Raw genomic sequence first — 16451 nt, forward strand, 5'->3', positions numbered from 1 at the left:
CATCAATCTTTAAAGTAGCTTCCTATTATCACAAAAGGCGCAATTTCGAGAGTGCAAAGGTACAAAATAAAATAGAAAATGTTGTTAGTAATGTAAAATTGATGATTTCTTACCACAGTGACCCATCCTATTAAATTTATGATAAAAACAAGGGCAATACTTATGTAAATAACAGTTTGCGAGTCTTTTAATGCATAGGTCAAAATAACATTCGCAAGGAACATGACAATTCCGCTATAATTGAGGTAGGTGAGTTTTTTGAATATCAATTCGCTGATAGTGGATGTGATATTAAAAATAAAGGCATTGAAAAGTTGCAGGACCACTTTCACCAGTAAGAAGAGCGCTAGCATCCCCAGGATCAAGACATAGATGAATGGGTATGCACTATTGTCCAGTTGAAAGAGGATTCGTCTGGCCAGATATATAAAAAGAGCAAAATTAAAAAGTTGGAACAGGGTAAGGAATATATGGAACCAATTAATCAACCTGTCCTTCTTATTGTACATGATCACGTACTTGTTGTTAAAGGGGAGGATGATAAAATTGATGAACCTACTATAAAAAAAGCTCTTCCCAATCACCACGAAAAATATACTGGTCAAAAGTACCAGGGTAATCCAATCGGCAGTGTCTATGAGTCGAAGCGTTGGTTCCATTATTCTAATTTAATATTATCCCCATTAATTCCCATATAAAGTCCATTTTCCGAGATACTTATTTTAAAGAATCCAGGATCTTCTATTTTGGATTTAGGTAATTTAAAAGTGAATTTTGTGGTGTCTTGAGCCTTAATGAAAAGTGCTTCCTCATTTTTTGGTGTCATAGGTAAAGGTAATGTTTCCATGACTTGTTTGTAATCATTGAGGTAGGCTATCCCAAATTTTATTTTTTCAAGGGGGATATTGGTTTCATAAGGATTGAATACTTTTAGAGTAAGCTCTTGATCCGTATGGAGCGCTATATTTTTTTCGGCAACATAGCATCTTAATTTTCGGAACGACTCAAAGTTTTCCATGTAATTCCCATAAAAAACAGTTCCGTCTGGCCAGTTGAGTGTGATATCGCCGCTCTTGGTGTATTTGGAGACATATAATATTTTCTGATGTTGAACCTTGGATTCTGAATCATCGATGCTATACTGGTTCTGGCGGTACATGATATTGTTCAGGGAATAGCTGGGGCTTCCGGAGTAAAAGGCATACATAGGGGCGCTTCTATACGAATTTTCAAAAACCACGGGCATATCTCCTATCTGGGATTTGATATCACCGACCCATCTGGTGTTGCCATGGGTTTCGTAGACCACAGGAAAAAGTGGTTCATAAACCAATCCGATCCTAAGAAAAAGAAGAATTGCAATGTTGGCCAAGCCCATGCGGTATATCCATTTTTTTGCATGATCATTTTCCAAGAGATAATTGAATGCCATAATAGCCATAGGAATGGATATCACAATGATCCATTGGGTCTGTATCCTTCGGTTAAAACTGGAAATGAAAAAGAATATCAAAACGCCATAAGTTAAATATAACAGCGCCTTGGAGAACAGATCTTTGGCCTTGGTTTTGTAAAGGGATTTATAGATCCAGGGAAAAGTAAGCCCAAAGAGTGCCACCAAATTAATAAAATACCCCAAGGTAAAATCAGCAAACTCATAGGCCCTATTGGGGCGTTCATAAAGGTGATATTTTATGGAAACAAAGTCGTTTTCATACAGCCAATAAAAATGAGGGGTATAACATAGGAGGGCAACTGCCACGGAGAACCATGCGTATTTATTCCAAACCAGTTTTAAGTTGGAGAGCAACGTAAAGAGAATAACCAACACGGCGTGGTATTTACTGTACATCAATGCCGCCATGACTATTCCCAGGCCCAAGGCCAATAAAGCCGAGGGTTGGGTTATAAATCTTTTGTAGAGCAGTAGGAACAAAGCCGTGAAAAAAAGAAAAGGGGTATCGGGCAAGGTAAAAAAGCCATAAGCATTGATCAGGGTCATGGAAAATACCAGCACAAAAAAATGAACCCCGTACCGTTCTTTTTTTGGATGATCTATCAAAAGCCATAACACTAAAAAGGTGGCTACGGATAGAATGCAACTCATAAAGCGAACACCAAGTTCTCCATTAAAAAACACACTACTCATTTTGATCATGAGGGCAACCATAGGGGGGTGATCAAAATAACCCCAAGCCATATCCTGGGCATAGTACCAGTAGTAGGCCTCGTCAAAAATGAGTTCTGTAAAATAGCTCTGGGCCATGTTAAGGGCGAACAGGACAATCAATAAATAGAGAAGGATTTTTGGTAGCTTTGGTATCATTTCAAATTTTAAACGGTCCAAAATTACGAATTATTACGGTGTTCAAAGGATTTAAAAATATCATAAAACACATTGAGGATTTCTTTAGAGGGTTTAAAATACTATTTTTGTGCAAATCACCGTAGTCAATGGAAGACAGTTTAGTTATCATTCCCACCTTCAATGAAATAGAAAACATTGAAGCGATTATAAAAGCGGTTTTTGCGCTTGAAAAAAAATTTCATGTATTAGTGGTGGATGATAATTCTCCCGATGGCACGGCAGATAAGGTTCGGGAATTGCAACAACAATTTTCGGACAGACTTTTTTTGGAGGTGAGGAAAGAGAAATCTGGACTGGGAACCGCCTATATACATGGCTTTAAGTGGGCAATAGACCGCAAATACGATTTCATTTTTGAAATGGACGCGGATTTTTCACATCGGCCAGATGACCTTCCAAGGTTGTACAGGGCGTGTGTCAATGGTGCAGATGTGGTAGTGGGATCGCGTTACAAAAAAGGGGTAAACGTAGTGAATTGGCCTTTGTACAGAATGTTGTTGTCCTATGGGGCATCATTTTACGTAAAGCTGATCACTGGCATGCGGGTGCATGATCCAACGGCAGGTTTTGTCTGCTATAAACGCAAGGTTCTGGAAGAGATAAATTTGGATACCATTAAGTTTGTGGGGTACGCTTTTCAAATAGAAATGAAATTTAGGGCGCACCTGAAAAAATTCAAAATTGAGGAAATCTCCATTATTTTTACAGATAGGATTAGGGGGAAGTCAAAAATGAGTTCTTCCATCGTAGGGGAAGCTATTTTTGGGGTTTTAAAAATGAAGCTGAGCAGTATATTTCAACGACATAAATTTTAGTATGGGAAAGACGCTTTTGAAGAATGTAAGGATGGTAAATGAAAATACCATCACGGAAGGTGACCTATTATTGGAAGACCAATTCATTGTAAAAATAGATAGGGACATCAGTGATGCAAACGCTAAAGTCATTGATTTGAAAGGCAAGCACCTTTTTCCTGGGGTTATTGATGACCAGGTACATTTTAGGGAGCCTGGACTAACGCACAAGGGCAACATAGCTACAGAAAGCAGGGCGGCAATAGCAGGAGGGATCACCTCCTTTATGGAACAGCCCAATACCAATCCGCAGACGACTACCATTGAAGAGCTTGAAAAGAAATTTGCCATAGCTGCCAATTCGGCCTATGCCAACTATTCCTTTTTATTTGGTGGTACCAATGATAATTTGGAGGAGCTTAAAAGACTTGATAAAAATGCTTGCTCTGGGGTGAAATTGTTTCTGGGATCCTCTACTGGTAATATGCTGGTAGACAATGAGTTGGTCTTGGAGAAAATATTTAGAAATACCGAGATGGTCATCTCAGCCCATTGTGAGGACGAGGGCACCATAAGGGCTAATATGGCGCAGTTTAAGGAGGAATACGGGGATGATATCCCTATGAAATACCATCCTATAATTAGAAGTACAGAGGCCTGTTATCTCTCTTCATCCAAGGCCATTGCATTGGCCAAGGAAACAGGCGCAAGATTACACGTTTTTCATTTGTCCACAGGAATGGAAACATCACTTTTCCGCAATGATATTCCACTGGAGAAAAAGCAAATTACAGCTGAGGTCTGTATCCACCACTTATGGTTTTCCGACAGTGATTATGACAAAAAAGGTTCTTTGATCAAATGGAACCCAGCTGTAAAAACCGAACAGGATAGGGCGCAATTATGGGAAGCACTATTGGACGATAGAATAGATGTGGTCGCAACAGATCATGCCCCCCATACCCTAGAAGAAAAAGATAATGTTTATACCAATGCCCCATCAGGCGGACCTTTGGTACAACACGCACTCCCTGCTATGCTGGAAAATTACCATAACGGTAAGATCTCCTTGGAAAAAATGGTTGAAAAGATGTGCCATAACCCTGCAAAACTGTTCCAATTGAAAAAAAGGGGATTCCTTAGGGAAGGATATTTTGCGGATTTAGTAGTGGCTGACCTCAATAATCCCTGGAAAGTTGCCAAAGAAAATATTGTTTATAAATGTGGTTGGTCCCCATTTGAAGGGGAAACTTTTAAATCTAAAATAACCCATACATTTGTGAACGGCCATTTGGCCTATGAGCAAGGCAATTTTTCAGAATTAAAAAATGCACAACGTTTAACCTTTGATAGGTAATGATGAGAAAAGCGGTATTGTTTATTTTTTGCGTATTTCTGGTTTCTTGTGGCGAAAAGGTGGTCGAAGAACCAGAGCAATTGATCTCTAAGGAAAAAATGGCGGATATACTTTATGACCTTGCCATTCTTACAGCTGCGAAGAACACGAGTACGGATATTTTAGTCAAAAATAATATTGAGACCATGGAGTATCTTTATTCCAAATACGATATCGATAGCGTACAATTTGTGGATAACAACCTATACTATGCCTCAATCCCATCGGAATATGTTGCCATTTATAAAGAAGTGGATTCCCGACTGGAGTCTGTTCAGAAAGGAATGGACGAAGCACGAAGAATAAAAGCAGATAGTGTAAGGAAGGCTCGTGATAAAGCAAAAGAGAACAGAATAAAGCCAACCAAAGAGTTAAGGTCTACTGTGCAGGATTCTCTTTGATAAAAATATCGGTCGAGAATGAAATTGCCTTTTCCAGAGGCTCAAACTGATAATCCAAGCTCTCGCTTACCTTGGCGTTGGAATACAATGTCCTATTTTTTAAGGAAAACACAGAAGCTCTTGTCAATTGCCTTTTGGAATTGGTAATAAGAGACCAAAACCAATCCAAGCGCCATAGGATTTCCAGCACCCAGATAGGGATCTGTTTTTTTGGAGGCGCTTTTTTCATAGCCTTTGTTAGTTTTTCCAAGATTTCACGATAGGTCAAATTCTTGGAGATGACAATAAAGCGTTCGTTTTGGATGTCCGATTGCATCAAGGTTGTCATAATTGCAACAACGTCGGAAACCGTTACAAAACCCGATCCACCTGGAGGAAAATATTTTGGTGCCTTGCTCGCCCTTTGAAATAACTGACCGCTTCCAGATTCCCAAAATCCGGGGCCTATGATAATCCCTGGATTAATGATCACAACAGGGACATTTTCCTGAGAACCTCTCCATACTTCCAATTCAGCAGCTGTTTTGGTAATGGAATATGCACTTGAGTTCGATTGTTGCCAGTCGTTCTCCTCAGTAGCCTCCTTTTCTCCAATACTTTTTCCGATGGCGGCTATGGAGCTGACATAGCATAATTTTTCAATAGTATTTGCGATACATAGGTTGACAATATTTGCAGTTCCTTCAACATTTGCTTTATGCAATAGGGCATAATCCTTGGGGTCAAAAGAAATTAATGCGGCGCAATGGTAAACATGGGTTACACCTTCAAAAGCCTTTTCCAGGTCGGGGATATTATTTATATCGGCGGTGGCCCACTCAATTTTTTCAAACAATTCAGAGGACTGCGCAGTGTAATATGAAAATATTCTTTCCACTCTAGAAAGGTCGCTTTCCGCACGATGGATCGCTCTTACCTTAACACCTTGCTCCACTAATTTAAATAGCAGATGGGATCCCACCAAGCCCGTACCTCCTGTAACTAAAACCATGGCCCAAATTTAGGCAATAATCCATAAAGCTATTAATTTATTGCCCCCAGAATACAGATCATGAGCCACAGTGTGACAACAACCCTGAATTTTTTGGTGAGGTCCCTAATTTTTGGAACCAATACCTATTAAAAGACGGTGATACCCTTTATATTTGCAGCTATTGTAAAAATAAAAGACAAGCATGGCTTCAAATTTTATAGAGGAAATAAAATGGAGGGGAATGTTGCACGATGTGATGCCCGGAACAGAAGAACATTTGTTAAGTGGGATGCAGGCAGCTTACGTAGGGATTGATCCTACGGCCGATTCCTTGCATATTGGGCACCTTGTAGGAGTAATGCTTTTACGGCACTTTCAATTGGCAGGGCATAAACCGTTTGCCTTGGTGGGTGGAGCCACAGGAATGATCGGAGACCCTTCGGGGAAATCTGCAGAACGTAATCTATTGGATGAGGCTACACTGCGCCATAACCAAAATGCGTTAAAGGAACAATTGTCCCGTTTCTTGGATTTTCAGAGCAATGAAGATAACGCCGCCATCCTGGTCAACAACTACGATTGGATGAAAGACTTCTCGTTTTTGGATTTCATTAGGGATGTAGGGAAGCATATCACCGTGAATTATATGATGGCGAAAGATTCGGTCAAAAAACGACTTTCGGCCGAAGCCAAAGAAGGGATGTCCTTTACGGAGTTCACCTACCAATTGGTGCAAGGGTATGATTTTCTTCACCTGTACCAAAAACACAACTGTACCCTTCAAATGGGAGGAAGTGATCAATGGGGCAATATAACCACAGGAACTGAGCTTATCCGCAGGATTGCCGGGGGAAAGGGTTATGCCTTGACCTGTCCTTTGATTACCAAAGCCGATGGTACTAAATTTGGAAAGACCGAAGGCGGAAATATTTGGTTGGATGCCAATAGGACCTCTCCTTATAAATTCTATCAATATTGGTTGAACACCTCAGATGAGGATGCAGAGAAGTACATAAAGATATTTACCTTTTTAACGAAAGAAGAGATTGAAGCTCTGGCTACTGAGCACAAGGAGGCCCCGCATTTAAGGGTACTTCAAAAAAGATTGGCGAAAGAAATTACGGTAATGGTACATTCCCAAGATGATTTGGACAATGCTATTAAGGCCAGTGAGATATTATTTGGCAAATCTACCTCTGCTGATTTGAAGGGATTGAATGAGAAGACATTTTTAGACGTTTTCGAAGGGGTTCCCCAGGCCGAAGTAGCTTTAAGGGATATAGAAGAGGGATTGGATATGATAGGGGCACTTGCGGCCAAGACAGGATTTTTGGGATCCAACGGGGAGGCAAGGCGTGAATTGAAGCAAAATTCTATTTCCGTGAACAAGGAAAAGGTAAAGGAAGACTATACCATTACTGCGGCAGATTTGATCAATGGAAAGTACGTGCTTTTGCAACGTGGTAAAAAGAATTATTTTGTGTTGGTGGCCAACTAGAAGCAGGCATAAATATTAAAAAAAACGGGTATTGAACAGGTTCAATACCCGTTTTTTAATGCTTGTTGTTAAATAAAGGTAATTCCTTGACGAGCACAGATCTCCATGACCTTTTCCATATCGGGTGGTCCTGGCGGCAAAGCGCCCAGTTCTTCAAACATGTTTTCTATCCCGGCGGGAAAGACGCTTAAAATTACTTTGGCATTTTTATCACCTATCACTTTCCACGAATGGGGTACATTTCTTGGGCCAAAAGCCAGATCACCTGCTTTTAATACAGTGGTTTTATCCCCCACGGTCAGTTCCAATTCCCCTTCCAACACTTTGAATATTTCATCCTCCTTGGTATGTACATGCGGAGGGATCATCGTGCAAGGCGTATTATATTCTTCTATGAGGGTAAAGAGACCGTTCGTATCTTTCCCGGTCAATTTAAAAGTCTGAATATCCCCAAGGACATTGATAGTCTTTCCTTCATCGTTCCTAATAATTTTAGGATCCATTGTCACCGCGGAGGTATTTTTGTTCAAGGGGTTACCCAAAGCGGGCAGGGTAAATGCAGTAGCACCCACCCACATGCTGTGCTTGATAAAATCTTTTCGTTTCATGATATGGTATTTAATTGTACAATACAACCAAATCATAAGTGGATAAAGTAGTTTTAATAAATAAAGTTAAAGCCTAGGTGTTCCCGTTGATGGATTAGATTTGGAGCGAAGATGAAACCTCATTTTAGGCTAGAAAGGGGTAAAATTATTAAATGAACCGGAGGATTATGCTGGTTTTTATATATCTGGAAGTCAATTGTTTATAAATGGCAAATTTTTGGGGGTGGATAAGTTTGTTAAAGCACCATAAGATTGCATCCCCTAATGTCCGAATTGTCAAAACGACCCAAAACTTCAAAACTCCCGTTGGGATACGCCTTCCCTAGATCTTGGGTGGCAATAAAGGCACAGGAATGTATGTTGGCAAGATCGATGACATTGACCCCACCCGTTTTTCCAGGAGACAGATAGGTCAAGGGATCTTCGGGATCCCTGATAAGAATTTTCATCCATGGGGGGGCATTAAAAATACCATCTCCCTTGGAGTACCCTTGGGATAAAAGCTCTGTCATGCCATATTCCGAATGTATATGTTCTACCCCAAATCCCTTTTTTAATATGGCGTGAAGTTCTTCCCGGATCATTTCCTTTCTTCTGCCTTTCATCCCGCCAGTTTCCATTACAACGGTATGCTTTAATTGAAGGGAATGTTTTTCAACCATATCCAAGAGGGCAAAGGAAACACCAATGAGCAAAATTTTGGTGCCTTTAGCATCCAGCTCCTGTATTTTTTTCTTGAGTAGATCAAGCTCGTTCAAATAAAACCCGCTTTCGGGATGTTTGCTTTTTTTGATAAGATCATCTACCATATATATTAAGGAAGATCCTTTCCGCTCCAAATAGGAAGGTAGGAGCGCCAACACACAATAATTGGAGATTTCACCATAAAAAAGCTTAAATGCATTGAGGTAGCTGTCCTCGTAAATATTAGTGTCCAAAACATAATGCTTGCTGGTGATACTGCCCGTGGTACCGCTACTTGTAAATATGGTTTTTGGGATTTTGGAAGTGGAAACTATTTTTTTGGATTTAAAAAAATCAATGGGCAAAAAGGGAACATCTTTCAAATGGGTTACATTGTTCTGGTTTTTCCCCAATAGAGAACAAAACTTATGGTAAACCGCATTGTTTTTGTATTGGTAGCTAAAAGCTTCCAGTGCTTTTGCCTGAAATTCGTCGGAACTTTTTAATTCGAAGATGCTTTGGAAGTCCATGGTCAATGTTAAAAGAACAAAAGTAAGGATACCTTTGTTGGTGTAAAATAAAAAAAGCCCCTTTTGTAGGGGCTTCATTGATTAAGTTACATGGGGTAGTTTATTTTACGACCAATTTCCTGGTCATCGTTTGATTGTTTTCTGTGATTTGAAGTACATATACGCCAGGGATCAAGCGGGATATATTTAATGAATTTGTAGCTATCCTGTCCTTTAGGACCACGGCCCCAAATACATCGTATACCACTATATCCTTGGTATCGTTCATTTTAGTTGATACATAGACCACATCATCAAAGGCCGGGTTTGGATATAATTTAAATCCAGTAATTTCGGCATTCTTGGGAGTTTTAATATCAACCATTTCTTGTGCTGAAAGCAAAAAGCTAAACGTAAGTAAAATGGTGAGGTAAATTCTTTTCATGTAAGCCAATTTGGGATGTTGACTGTAAATGTAAGTAAGTAGAATTCTTTCGAACACTATTTGTTGTGAAACACCGAATTTTGTAGGTGAAAGGGATTTTTTAACAGAGAGAAGGGTTGTAAGATGCTAAAAAGCAGGTAAATAACGTCTAAAAAAAAAGAGTACAGAGTAATTATTCGCTTATTTTACGATTAATTTTCGTGTAGCTACCTTGTCTTTTTCAAAAATTCGGATCATATATACCCCAGCATCCAAATTGCCCAGATTCAATTCTGAACCTAAAATGGTAGTTTCCAACAAACTTCCTCCAAAAACATCAAAAATCATGATTTTCTTAGGGGAATTGTCCTTAGTTTTTATAAAAACCTTACCGTTGGTCACTGGATTAGGATACACACTTAAACCTTCAATTTCCCCGGCACTGGTTTTCTGCTGGCTGAAGGCCATTGTAGAAATGAAAAAAAGAAGAATTAGGTAAAGGTGCTTCATTTATTTGGATATAGAATAAAGGTAGTAATTTTGCCGTCCAGAAGAATACAACGATCGGGAGAAAATTAAATATAATCGATGAAATGCACAAAACGCCCTTTGTAAGGGCGTTTTTATAGAATATATGTTATTTTTTTTGATTTAATTGCTTACGGTCCAACCTGTACGCCAAGAAGAATAGTTGGTGCCTGTACCGTTACCATCCCCCGTGATAAAATCACTTTCTGTAAACGCAACCCCTGTATCATTCTTGAATTTAGTGGTCACATCGTTAAAGGTAATATCGTTCACTTTCAGGAATCCGTTGGATACCTGTGCTCCTGTTGGATTGGCATTGGCATCACCGTCCAAATCAAACGCTTCACCAAAACCGTTGATCACCATGTTGTTGAAGATTGCTTGTGTTCCAGCCCTTAATCTAACCGCTTCGTAGCTGCCGGAACTTACTGTAGTACCATCTTGTATGGTATTAGCTGACCCTTTTCCATTTATAGTGATGTTGGTCACTGTAGGAGAAGACCAAGTTAAAGGATTGGAGTTGTTCCCTATATCGGTATTATATCCATCGGCTTCGATTGCCTTGTCCCAGGCCACGCCGTTGTGCTCTATGTAAACATTAGTGATGGTTCCAGACCAACCTTCGGTCCAATCCAGAGAATCATCTTGCGCATTTAATATAGAAACGAAACTTACATTTACAGTTCCTCCGAAGAACTCAAATCCATCGTCTTTTCCTTCATACATTTGAACATATTCCACGACAGTTCCGTTGCCCACACCGTAGAAAGAGAATCCATTGTTTTCAGATTGCCCGTCAGCAGAACCACCTGAATATTGAACCCTCACGTATCTCAGAGACCCAGAATTATCTGCGGCATTGGTTCCGCCGTAAGGTAATCCTGCAATTTCGGAGGTAGATGTGGCTGTTCCAGAAACAGAGTTTACAGGTGCCTTACCCAACAAGATAAGTCCTCCCCAGTCACCCGCTTTTGGATTTTCGGAGGCAGAGGTGAAAATGATAGGGGCATTTTGTGTGCCATTGGCAATGATCTGTGCTCCTTGGGCAATCGCTAGATAAACATCGGAGCCTGTGGCAGATGCCCTAATGGTCATCCCAGCCGGAATGGTGAGAATAGTGCCAGATTCCATGATCATAGGCCCGTTAAGCACATAGGTGTTTGCGCTATCAAGGGTCAGATCGCTGGTATAACTTCCATCAAGTAAGATAGTTTCACTGGTATTGGGAGTTTCTCCACCTGTTGTATTGTTAATGGTGGTGTTGATGATGATATCTGAGGTGTCATCTTCCGCACATGAATTTAGAAGTGCAGAAAAAACGGCAATACTTAAAAATAACTTAGTTTTCATTTCGTTCGATTTTAATTTTTAGTCTTAATTTTAATGGTTTAAAAGGAATATTTTATAGAAAGCCCCAAATCCACACCGCGCTTAAAGTCTTGGAGAATGATATTTTGACCATTGGTGATCTCTCTATTTATTTCAAAAGTGGGATCCAAAATATTTTTGGCGTTTAGGTTTACCTCCAAATGATCCCCAAAAGTGTTTTTCCACACCAGGTCCAATGTTGGGATACCTTTTTCAATGATATTTCCAAGCTGTCCAGATCCCAATGCAAATATTCGGTCAGAAAAGTAATTACCTACTAAGTTGATCACCGGGCTATAATTTCCAAATGTTGGACTCCAGTTGAGATCAGCATTGGCAATTAATGGAGAAGAACCTTGTAATTCATCACTATCCCTATTGAAGGTGGTACTGTATGAGCCACTGATTTCACTGTACAAATCTTGTTTTGTGTGTATGTAGGAAACATTTAACCCGAATGTTAGCTCTGGTTGTTGCTCATCGTTCAAGAGGATATTTTTCCGCAACTCTAGTTCTGCTCCAAAGACATCAGCCTTTTTACCTGTTCTAAAATAACGTTGTGTTCCTGTAGCATCATTTGCCACTACCAAGTTAATAGGGTCTTGTATTTGTTTGGCAAAACCACCAATGGAAAGGATTTCGTTTCTACTAAAGAACCATTCATATTTTAGGTCAAGATTCAAGATATTTGAATATGAAACATCTTCCACATTGTTGTAGTTGATAGTAGCGATGTTCTGTCTTCCCAAAACATCAGGATTACCACCAATTCTCTGTGTTACACCTTCATACACGAACGGGGCCATTTCCTTAAATTCCGGAAAGGAAACGGTTTGACTTCCTGACAATCTAATGTTCTGGTCCTCATTTACCGTATATTTGATGTTTAGGTTTGGTAGGTAAATAGATTCATTTACTTCATTGGAACCAGGGTTTAAATCTGGCCTTAGGTTGATTACATCATATGCAATTCTCTGGTTGAACGATTCAATCCTTACTCCGGGAATTAAAAGCCATTTGTCGTTTAAATTGAATTCGGCAGAAACATATCCGGCGTAAACATCCAATTTACCCGTGTAGGTGTTTTCCAATTCTCCCGGTGCACTTGTTTGTGTCAATCCCGTATTTTCAGGATCCAACGGTCTAAAAACATGAGTTTGATACCCTTCACCTTCGTTTCCTAGACCAAGGACAAAATTATCCAGGTTAAAGATGGTATTCAGATCATTGACATCTGTTATATTAAAACTATTACTAATGTTCTTGTAACCATACCGTTGGTTGTCAAAAGACCTTTCTTTTGTTCTTCCATTATAGCCAAAATTAAGTTTGGTGACCGGAGAAACCTGGTATGAGATATTTATTCTGCTATTAAACTCTTCATCCTCAATATTTTGAAAATATCTCTGGTTGTTAAAATTGTTCTGTTGTCCAAAATCAGGAGAAGTGGCGGGATCATTGTCGAACAATAGATCATAATTGTTCAACGTTATCCTTTTACGGTCTGGTTCGTATGCAAATACCCTATTGTAGCCCACACCGTACTGTAAATTTAACTTTTCATCGAAGGTGTGTTCACCTGTAAGTTGATTTACAAAGATTAGGTCTTGGTTGAATTGGGAATTCAATTGAAAATACCCCACATCGGAGTTTAGATCCTGACTAAAACCTTCCCCGTTAGTTCCATAGTAGCCCACCTCATCGCCAGAACTGTTTATGGCAAGAGAATTAAATTTTAGTTTGTTGTTATTGTTGATTTTGAAAGTAACATTGGCAAGAGCAGTAGAGGTTGTAGATTGGGTATAGCGCTCAACAGAAGGGAACAACACATCCAAGTTGGTACCATAATTCGCCTGACTCCCTTCCAAATATCTGTATTTGGAATCAAAGGAAACATGTCCGAAGAAGCTCAACAAAGATTCCGAGTCTTCACCGAACAAACGATAAGATTTACCAAAAGACAGGGCAATACCCGTATTTACCGGTGCTATTTTGTTGTTCTCTACAGGATCTACACCATGGGAAAGAATGACCGCAAAAGGATTATGGTCATACCGGTTATAAAATCCAAAATAGCCTGTTCCCTCATTTTTAACGAAATCTTCTCCTGCTGCCCTTGAATTTACCCCTGTGCTCACTGAGGCATCAAAAAAACCTGTTCCAGTGTATTCTTTGGAGGAAATATCTACATTTCCAGCGGAAAAGTCGGCATAAAATTTACTGGAATATGCCTTGCTTACCCCTACGCTTTCAATGATATCTGAGGAAAACAGGTTAAGATCTATATTTTTGTTATTGATATTGTTAGAGGGTAAGGACAGGCCATTCATGGTAGTGCTCAAATATCTATCACCAAGCCCTCGTACATAAACATTGTTGGACCCCTCTTGTTTGGATATCCCGGAAATCTGCGCGACTGCCCCAGCAGCATCAGAGACACCTTTTCTTGCCAATTCCTGGGCACCAATGGACGTTTTCATTTCCACAGCCTTTTTTTGGTCGAGTAATAATGCTGTTTCCGTATCTTTTTTGGCAGAAACAGTAACAACTACTTCATCCAAGGTTACCCCTTGATTGGCGCGCATTGGGATATTTAAGGAAGTGATTTTACCAGGCGCGATTATAACGTCAGGTACTTCCACAGTCTCATAGCCCAAATAGCTAAAGGCCAGCGTATATGTTCCTGGGGTTATGTTGTTAATTTCATATAGCCCGTCAAAATCTGAAGTTGTTCCTTTTGTGGAATTCTTGATCAATACGTTTGCAAATGGCAAGGGCTCGTCATTTAATTCTTTGTCGATCACTTTGCCAACAATCCCTCCCGTGCTTTCCTGCGCCTTGGTATGTAATGCAAAAACCAAACAAATACTCAATAATAGCAATCTCATTATATTCATTTCTATAAGTTGACGCAAAGAAACCTACCTACTGTAATCTTGGGGTTACCCTCGGGTTAAAGGTTTGTTTTCTTTGTGTTACCTAAATGTTATCATATTAAATCAACGTTAAGCCGATATGATGTAATAGTATTATCTTTACTTTTGAGCTAATTAATCAAGCACTTCCTTCATGAACAACAACGAGATCAGGATACTTTTGGTGGATGACGAACCGGACATACTAGAGATTGTCGGGTACAATTTATCCGCGGAGGGATATGAAGTTTTTACGGCCAGTAATGGTGTAGATGCAGTGGCCAAGGCTAAAAAAAAGAAACCACATTTAATCATAATGGACGTAATGATGCCGGAAATGGACGGGATAGAGGCCTGCGGGATTATTCGGAATACCCAGGGTCTTGAAAATGCCATTATTACCTTTTTGACGGCAAGAGGGGAAGATTATTCACAAGTTGCCGGTTTTGATGCAGGTGCCGACGATTATATCACCAAGCCTATTAAACCCAAAGTATTGGTGAGCAAGGTAAAGGCTTTGTTGCGCAGACTTAAAGATGAAGCAGAGGATTCGGAAGATATCACCCGGGTTGGTTCTATTGTCATTAACAGAGAAGAGTATAAAATTGTCAATAAGGGCGTAGAGATTATCTTGCCAAGAAAGGAATTTGAGTTGTTGGCGCTATTGGCCTCCAAGCCCAGTAAGGTGTTTAAGAGAGAGGTAATTCTGGATAAGGTATGGGGCAACGAGGTGGTCGTTGGAGGTAGAACCATAGACGTGCATATTAGGAAATTACGCGAAAAAATTGGAGAAGAGCATTTTAAGACCGTAAAAGGCGTGGGGTATAAGTTTGTTCTATAATGGCCATAACGCTAAGAAAATCATATAAATTTGCCTTTCGATCGGCCTTGTTAATCACAGGTGTCCTAACTCTTTTTATGGGTGTTTTTATGCGAATAAAGGACACCATAGATTGGTCCTTACTCAGTATTTTTACCTTCCTATCCTTCTTAATATCCTTTTTTGTCATTCAGTTGAGGGTAGAAAAATTCATTTATAAGAGGGCCAAAAGAATATACGACGATATTTCTCTGTTGGAATCTTCGTCCCTGACATCTAGGACAATCACTACAGATATGGCGACCTTAACCCAAGAAATAGAAAAATTTGCCAAGGATAAAAAAGTAGAGATTGATACCTTAAAGATCCGAGAGGAATATCGCAAGGATTTTTTGGGAAATGTATCCCATGAATTAAAGACGCCATTGTTTACAGTCCAAGGGTATATACTTACCTTGTTGGATGGTGCCATGAAAGACAAAAATGTGCGGAAAAAATATTTGCAAAGGGCCAATAAAGGGGTAGAACGACTCATCTACATCGTAAAAGACTTGGATATGATCACCAAACTGGAGGTGGGGGACCTTCATTTGGAATTGTCCGATTTTGACATCATTGAACTCATTCAAAATGTGTTTGATTTATTGGAAATGAAGGCGCTCAAAAAAAATATTACATTGGCTTTTGATATGGAGTATATTCATCCGATCATAGTTCGTGCAGATAGGGAAAGAATACAGCAAGTGGTCACAAATCTTATTGTCAACTCTATTAAATACGGGCATAATAATGGAACCACGGAGGTGAGTGTTGAAAACTTGATAAAGAATAAAGTCATTGTTAGGGTAACCGATAATGGTGAAGGAATAGAAAAGCAACATATTCCTCGACTATTCGAACGCTTCTACAGGGTAGATAAAAGCGGAAGCAGGGCAGAGGGCGGATCAGGCTTGGGCCTTTCTATCGTAAAGCACATTATTGAGGCACATGATGAAAAAATTTATGTTGAGAGTGTACTAGGTGTTGGTTCTGAGTTTTCATTCACCCTAGAAAAGGCTAAAAACAAAGTAGTATAGATAAGTACTTGGTTGTTCCAGGCTAGAGGTTATAGAGGCGACCAAAGTACATTTAGTCAATTCTATATTTGCCAAAGAACGCAATCCAA

Annotated in this window: 15 protein-coding genes; 6 read left to right on the forward strand and 9 right to left on the reverse strand. The window is 39.7% G+C overall.

The window, feature by feature from the left end:
* Positions 1–2: 2 nt before the first annotated feature.
* Both SB49_RS13775 and SB49_RS13780 read right to left on the reverse strand, forming a co-directional pair.
* Positions 3–659 carry a DUF4271 domain-containing protein gene (locus tag SB49_RS13775; protein WP_062057610.1) on the reverse strand — a complete coding sequence of 219 codons (657 nt, stop codon included), beginning with the start codon at positions 657–659 and terminating at the stop codon, positions 3–5.
* On the reverse strand, positions 659–2326 hold the full coding sequence (locus SB49_RS13780) for an ArnT family glycosyltransferase (protein ID WP_062057612.1): 1668 nt from the start codon (positions 2324–2326) through the stop codon (positions 659–661). The genes SB49_RS13775 and SB49_RS13780 overlap by 1 nt, the downstream gene beginning before the upstream one ends.
* Before the next feature lie 128 nt (positions 2327–2454).
* On the opposite strand from SB49_RS13780, the gene SB49_RS13785 reads away from it, so the two are divergent.
* From SB49_RS13785 to SB49_RS13795, 3 genes are read left to right on the forward strand one after another with little or no spacing between them, the layout of a single operon-like run.
* The gene (locus SB49_RS13785; protein ID WP_062057615.1) at positions 2455–3183 is read left to right on the forward strand and encodes a polyprenol monophosphomannose synthase; all 729 of its coding nucleotides are present in this window, start codon (positions 2455–2457) and stop codon (positions 3181–3183) included.
* 1 nt (position 3184) lies between these two features.
* A complete protein-coding gene (locus SB49_RS13790) occupies positions 3185–4519 on the forward strand; it encodes a dihydroorotase (protein ID WP_062057618.1) in 1335 nt (444 codons plus the stop codon).
* Complete coding sequence (locus SB49_RS13795; RefSeq protein ID WP_235537778.1) at positions 4519–4959, forward strand: DUF4296 domain-containing protein; 441 nt, start codon at positions 4519–4521, stop codon at positions 4957–4959. The genes SB49_RS13790 and SB49_RS13795 overlap by 1 nt, the downstream gene beginning before the upstream one ends.
* Here SB49_RS13795 and SB49_RS13800 read toward each other — a convergent pair.
* The gene (locus tag SB49_RS13800; RefSeq protein WP_062057624.1) at positions 4937–5950 is read right to left on the reverse strand and encodes an NAD-dependent epimerase/dehydratase family protein; all 1014 of its coding nucleotides are present in this window, start codon (positions 5948–5950) and stop codon (positions 4937–4939) included. The two genes, SB49_RS13795 and SB49_RS13800, sit on opposite strands and share 23 nt — an antisense overlap.
* A 184-nt stretch (positions 5951–6134) precedes the next feature.
* Here SB49_RS13800 and tyrS point away from each other — a divergent pair, with 184 nt between their 5' ends.
* Positions 6135–7430 (forward strand): tyrosine--tRNA ligase, encoded by a 1296-nt coding sequence (tyrS, locus tag SB49_RS13805; protein ID WP_062057627.1) that lies wholly within the window; start codon positions 6135–6137, stop codon positions 7428–7430.
* Positions 7431–7498: 68 nt separating this feature from the next.
* Here tyrS and SB49_RS13810 read toward each other — a convergent pair whose 3' ends face one another.
* From SB49_RS13810 to SB49_RS13835, 6 genes are all read right to left on the reverse strand, one after another.
* On the reverse strand, positions 7499–8038 hold the full coding sequence (locus SB49_RS13810) for a quercetin 2,3-dioxygenase (protein ID WP_062057630.1): 540 nt from the start codon (positions 8036–8038) through the stop codon (positions 7499–7501).
* A gap of 236 nt (positions 8039–8274) precedes the next feature.
* Entirely contained in the window at positions 8275–9252 is a 978-nt protein-coding gene (locus SB49_RS13815) for a LuxE/PaaK family acyltransferase (RefSeq protein ID WP_062059252.1), read from the reverse strand.
* A gap of 100 nt (positions 9253–9352) precedes the next feature.
* Positions 9353–9676: a T9SS type A sorting domain-containing protein gene (locus tag SB49_RS13820; RefSeq protein ID WP_062057633.1), complete on the reverse strand. Its 324-nt coding sequence runs from the start codon at positions 9674–9676 to the stop codon at positions 9353–9355.
* A 180-nt stretch (positions 9677–9856) separates the two neighbouring features.
* Positions 9857–10165 (reverse strand): T9SS type A sorting domain-containing protein, encoded by a 309-nt coding sequence (locus tag SB49_RS13825; protein ID WP_062057638.1) that lies wholly within the window; start codon positions 10163–10165, stop codon positions 9857–9859.
* Between the two features lie 141 nt (positions 10166–10306).
* Positions 10307–11533: a hypothetical protein gene (locus SB49_RS13830; protein ID WP_062057641.1), complete on the reverse strand. Its 1227-nt coding sequence runs from the start codon at positions 11531–11533 to the stop codon at positions 10307–10309.
* 38 nt (positions 11534–11571) lie between these two features.
* Complete coding sequence (locus tag SB49_RS13835; protein WP_062057644.1) at positions 11572–14439, reverse strand: TonB-dependent receptor; 2868 nt, start codon at positions 14437–14439, stop codon at positions 11572–11574.
* Between the two features lie 181 nt (positions 14440–14620).
* Here SB49_RS13835 and SB49_RS13840 point away from each other — a divergent pair, with 181 nt between their 5' ends.
* Together SB49_RS13840 and SB49_RS13845 are read left to right on the forward strand one after the other, a co-directional pair.
* Positions 14621–15307, forward strand: coding sequence for a response regulator transcription factor (locus tag SB49_RS13840; protein ID WP_062057647.1), 687 nt, complete (start codon positions 14621–14623; stop codon positions 15305–15307).
* Positions 15307–16362 carry a sensor histidine kinase gene (locus SB49_RS13845; RefSeq protein WP_062057650.1) on the forward strand — a complete coding sequence of 352 codons (1056 nt, stop codon included), beginning with the start codon at positions 15307–15309 and terminating at the stop codon, positions 16360–16362. Before SB49_RS13840 ends, SB49_RS13845 begins: the two co-directional genes overlap by 1 nt.
* Positions 16363–16451: the final 89 nt, after the last annotated feature.

It is taken from the genome of Sediminicola sp. YIK13, assembly GCF_001430825.1.
Taxonomy (GTDB): domain Bacteria; phylum Bacteroidota; class Bacteroidia; order Flavobacteriales; family Flavobacteriaceae; genus Sediminicola.